Consider the following 3,564-nt stretch of genomic DNA (forward strand, 5'->3'; position numbering starts at 1 on the left):
CGAAGAACTCAGTTAGAACTTGATGGCTTTCATGAAATTCAGAGATGGCAGCTTGAACTGTGGGGAGAGTGTTTTCTGGTTATAGCACTGCGATTATAAGCCGTAATCTCTTCCGAGATTACGGCCTGTTAGAGACTCACAGGATCGTTCAATCGACCCAAACAGATCGGTTAATCCTCTTCAGCAGAATAGATAACGTATTCAAACGGTTTGGCGTTATACGTTGGTGCCGTGTTGCGCACACTTCCTGATGCAGGTGTTGGGCTAGCGTTTAACGTTCCTGGCATAATTTCGAAGTTTGGCGTGAATTTAACCAAGGTACTTTTCAGTTTTTCATAAGCGGAGCGATCACCAACAAATGTCGCCTTGCCTGCTGTTTCCAATGCTTCGAATGTGTTTACCCCCATCATGACTCTATTGAGGTCCGACCGGTTGACGGTAATGGTCAGTGTCGGTTTTTTAGCTTGATAGTTAGCAATGTTTGTCAGTGTCGCATTGCTCATCTCTATCAGGTATTTCTCATTATTATCTGGTGTAACCAAGTTGATGGTGAAGTTCATATTGTCAGCACGTTTACTGTCCATGCTGATCGCCAAGAAATCGAGCCAAAGCCCAGTAGGTAGCGCCCTGATGACATCGGGCCCAGTGGGTCTTGGTGCCAAGCCGGTTGGTAGACCTGTACGCAGTTCATAGGCAGCCTGCAGGAAACTGTTGCGTACACTGGTGCTCTCTTTTTGGTAACCCAGTTGCTCAAATGCATCAGCTAGCAGGTTTCTGGCTTCCTGGTTTTTAGGCTCTGCATAAACCAGTTTGTTCAGTATCTCGGTGGTTTCCAGGTATTTACCCTGAGCATTTAACTCTTTCCCTTTCGCGATGATTTTCTTGGCTCCCCCCATCATCTCAACATAGAGAGGTGCTGACTCGCGTGGTGACAATGGAACCAGATTGGTTGGGTTACCATCCCAATACCCGAGATAACGGTTGATAATACCCCGGGTGTTATTGCCTTCAGAACCATGGTAGCTCCGTGCTGCCCATTGGCGTTGTAAACTAGGGGGCGCTTGGTAGACATTTTGAATTTCGTTGATAGTTACGCCTTGGTTGGCGTAGTGCAGTACTTGGTTATTCATGTTGGCATACAGGTCCCGCTGTGCTCTCATCACTTCTTGAACACGAGCATTACCCCAGCGTGGCCAGCTATGCGAAGCAAACATGACTTGTACATCATCGCCAAATTTATATAGGGCGTTGTTGATCTGTTTTGACCAGTTAAGCGCATCACGAATTTCAGCGCCGCGCAATGTATAGATATTATGAATGGTTCCCGTGATGTTCTCTGCTGCCCAGAACGCTTTAAACTGCGGGAAGTAGGTGTTCATTTCTGCTGGAGCTTCGGTATCTGGGGTATTCTGGAATACCATCTTGACTCCATCGAGGGTTATCTCTTCAAAATCTTTGGTAATAAAACGCGTTGGAGCAATCAAACCGGTATTACCGTTGGCGACATTCTTACCGATCGCCTGATCAACATGGCCAAATGGGCTACGGTCAAGCAGCACACCATATTGATATTGCACACGTCTTGCCATGGCATTACCGGCAAAAACGTTTTCAGAGATAGCGGCTTCCATAAAGTGTTGTGGGGCTATAATCGGAACTTTGCCGCTTTGCACATCTTTTTCATCAACGACGCCACGAACCCCACCAAAGTGATCGACGTGTGAGTGGGAGAATACAACACCGACCACAGGGCGTTTGCCCAGTTTCTCATTGACAAATGCCAATGCTGCGGCAGCGGTTTCTTTTGCCGTTAGCGGGTCAAAGATGATCCAGCCAGTGTCGCCTTTAATCAGGGTCATATTTGCCAGGTCAAACCCGCGAACTTGATAGATACGACCAGGCACCACCTCATACAGGCCATAAGCCATATTTAGTATTGCTTGACGCTGCAGAGAGGGGTTGATACTGGTAAAATCTTTACCTTGCAGTAGGAATTCATAGCTGCCCATATCCCAGGCGACATTCCCAGCATCTGCCATGATTTTTGTGAAGGTAGGTTTAGCGATAAACCCCTTTTGTGACTCTTCAAAATCACGAGTATCTTCAAAAGGTAATGATTTTTTTACTTGGTTATACAGGTCAATAGTAAACTTTGATGGTGGCTTGCCTTGTGGGTGGAAATGTTCATGAGGATTATTGGCATAAATATCAACGCCATCACTTGCAGCATGAGCGAGTCCGAAGGTATTAGCCGTGATGATGATGGCGGTAACCTGTGCAATTTTACTTAATTTCATAGAGTATCCTTAAAAGCGATTTAATCATGGTGATGTCATTTACCACTGATGTAATGATCAGGTGCTACCAGGTAACTCCTACACCGGCATAAAATCCTGATGTGGCTACATCATAAATAAAACCGTCATTCTGATAATTGATAGAAACATAGCGATAACCTAGCTTACCAATCACGTCAGGACGAAAGGCATAGTTCACCCCACCAAGGAGTTGCCAAGTCAGGTTTGATCCTGAACTGGCTCCCCCGATGTCGGCATAGCCAACAACACTCCATTGCTGATCGAAACGATGTGTCACCCGAACCCCTGCGTAGGGGTCAACCCAGCCCTTGCGTTCTGAAAAGTTCCGGGAAATAGAGGCCCCAGGAAACACGGGTGACGCGAGTTGGGCATTTATATCCCAACTGACGATGTTATAGCGCAGCCCTGCTAGTGCATCGACGGTAGTTTGACCTTCGATGGTACGGTAATAACCGGCAACAGAATACTGCTGTTGAGTCACGTTACCGTCTGCTGACAGGCTGATCAGGCCATTAGGGCCAGAAATACCGGCATTGTCAGAGACTCGAAGATAAATGCCATCCAGTAATACGCCCCATCGGTTATAGCGAGCTTCAAAAGCCGCCATTCCGCCGATGTCCATACGATCCCAGATGTCCGAAAAGCTCTGATCGAAAGACTGCCCGTTACCGGAGCCTCTATCTACACCCAGAGTACCACTTTGGCCTGTGGCCCAAATATAAGGTGTAATTTCAAAGTGCCATTGATCGTCATTGGCATCGTTGACTGCGGCTTGAGTGGGCGGGATGAATGAAGAAGAGAGTCCTAAAAGCAACGTGAAGCAAGCTATCCTTTGCCGACAACTATCTTTAATACTCATCAGACTTTTCCTGTTTTAAACATGGCTATCAGCCAAAAGCATGTTATTTACGATTGTTACTATATTAATATTTGTTATTGACGTGGACTTTCGCCAATAGAGATTGTTATTTTTCATATTATCCAAGTTTAAACTGACAATACATTGGCACCCAGTGAATACGTCTTTGGTGCCATTTTTAACGGTTCCATAATTTATATTAACTCAATTAATTAATTAAAGGTAGACTAAAGTCACACTTATGCAAAAAATACAGTGTAATATCTCGATTTATTTGTTTTTTATGTGAATGACGACCAATCAAAACGGTTTTTTGGGCGATGGAATGGGCTGGGTGACAAGTTTTTAGGTTCTGTCGCATTAAGGCGTTGTTAGGTAAAATGTTGT

General features: G+C 45.3%; 2 protein-coding genes. Both read right to left on the reverse strand.

Annotated elements, in window-relative coordinates; all coding sequences use genetic code 11:
- Positions 1–170: 170 nt before the first annotated feature.
- On the reverse strand, positions 171–2,297 hold the full coding sequence (locus ACKWMY_RS27875) for an alkyl/aryl-sulfatase (protein WP_409487497.1): 2,127 nt from the start codon (positions 2,295–2,297) through the stop codon (positions 171–173).
- Between the two features lie 64 nt (positions 2,298–2,361).
- Entirely contained in the window at positions 2,362–3,177 is an 816-nt protein-coding gene (locus ACKWMY_RS27880; RefSeq protein ID WP_409487498.1) for an outer membrane protein, read from the reverse strand.
- Between the last annotated feature and the right edge of the window lie 387 nt (positions 3,178–3,564).

The organism is Serratia sp. J2 (assembly GCF_046269175.1).
In the GTDB taxonomy this organism is placed as follows: Bacteria; Pseudomonadota; Gammaproteobacteria; order Enterobacterales; family Enterobacteriaceae; genus Chania; species Chania fonticola_C.

What these genes read in the sequence shown, in the direction of transcription:
- ACKWMY_RS27875 (WP_409487497.1), bottom strand. Translation starts at nt 2,297, where the DNA reads ATGAAATTAAGTAAAATTGCACAGGTTACCGCCATCATCATCACGGCT.
- ACKWMY_RS27880 (WP_409487498.1), bottom strand. Translation starts at nt 3,177, where the DNA reads ATGAGTATTAAAGATAGTTGTCGGCAAAGGATAGCTTGCTTCACGTTG.